Source organism: Novosphingobium nitrogenifigens DSM 19370 (assembly GCF_000192575.1).
GTDB classification, from domain to species: domain Bacteria; phylum Pseudomonadota; class Alphaproteobacteria; order Sphingomonadales; family Sphingomonadaceae; genus Novosphingobium; species Novosphingobium nitrogenifigens.
Genome location: NZ_GL876925.1, coordinates 74,769 through 75,610, shown reverse-complemented (window position 1 = coordinate 75,610; position 842 = coordinate 74,769). Strand labels below are relative to the sequence as shown.

Annotated in this window: 1 protein-coding gene; it reads right to left on the bottom strand. The window is 60.6% G+C overall.

Going from position 1 to position 842, the window contains the following annotated elements; translation table 11 throughout:
- Positions 1 to 20 precede the first annotated feature (20 nt).
- A protein-coding gene (locus tag Y88_RS18825; RefSeq protein ID WP_085995937.1) for an IS5 family transposase occupies positions 21 to 778 on the bottom strand; the annotation gives its coding sequence in 2 pieces (ribosomal slippage) (positions 21 to 448 and positions 448 to 778; 759 coding nt in all).
- Between the last annotated feature and the right edge of the window lie 64 nt (positions 779 to 842).

Here is an 842-nt window from a genome sequence, read left to right as displayed (position 1 = left end):
TTAGGATCAGGACTCGTTGATCACAGCCAGAAGAGCACGGTTGCAGCCAGAGCGAGAGCGGAGAAGAAGACTTTTGGGCAGCGGTCGTAGCGGGTCGCCACGCGGCGCCAGTCCTTCAGGCGGCCGAACATGATCTCGATGCGGTTGCGGCGCTTGTATCGGCGTTTGTCGTATTTGACGGGCATAGAACGGGATTTTCGGCCCGGAATGCAAGGCTTGATGCCCTTTTGCTCAAGCGCGTCGCGGAACCATTCGGCATCATAGCCCCGGTCAGCCAGCATCCACTGCGCCTTGGGCAAATCATCGAGCAGGGCCGCTGCGCCGGTGTAATCGCTGATCTGGCCCGCCGTGATGAAGAAGCTCAAGGGGCGACCGTTGGCATCGGTGACGGCGTGAAGCTTGGTGTTCATGCCACCCTTGGTCCGCCCGATCAGTCGTCCGAGCCCCTTTTTTTGACCCCAAGGCTGGACGCCGTGCGGTGAGCCTTGAGGTAAGTCGCGTCGATCATGACGGTTTGCGGCTCGGCCCTCTGGGCGGCGAGACCCTCCATCATCCGGGTGAACACGCCCATCTCTCCCCACCGTTTCCAGCGGTTATACAAGGTCTTGTGCGGCCCATATTCCCTCGGCGCATCTCGCCAGCGCAGCCCGTTCCGGTTGACGAAGATGATCCCACTCAACACCCGCCGGTCATCAACCCGGGGCTTGCCATGGCTCTTGGAGAAATAGGGCGACAGCCGCGCCATCTGCTCGTCCGTCAGCCAATACAAGTCACTCATGCTCAGTCTCCTCGTGGAGCCTGAATCACATCAACGCCTGCCAATCAATGGGTCCTGGGCTTAG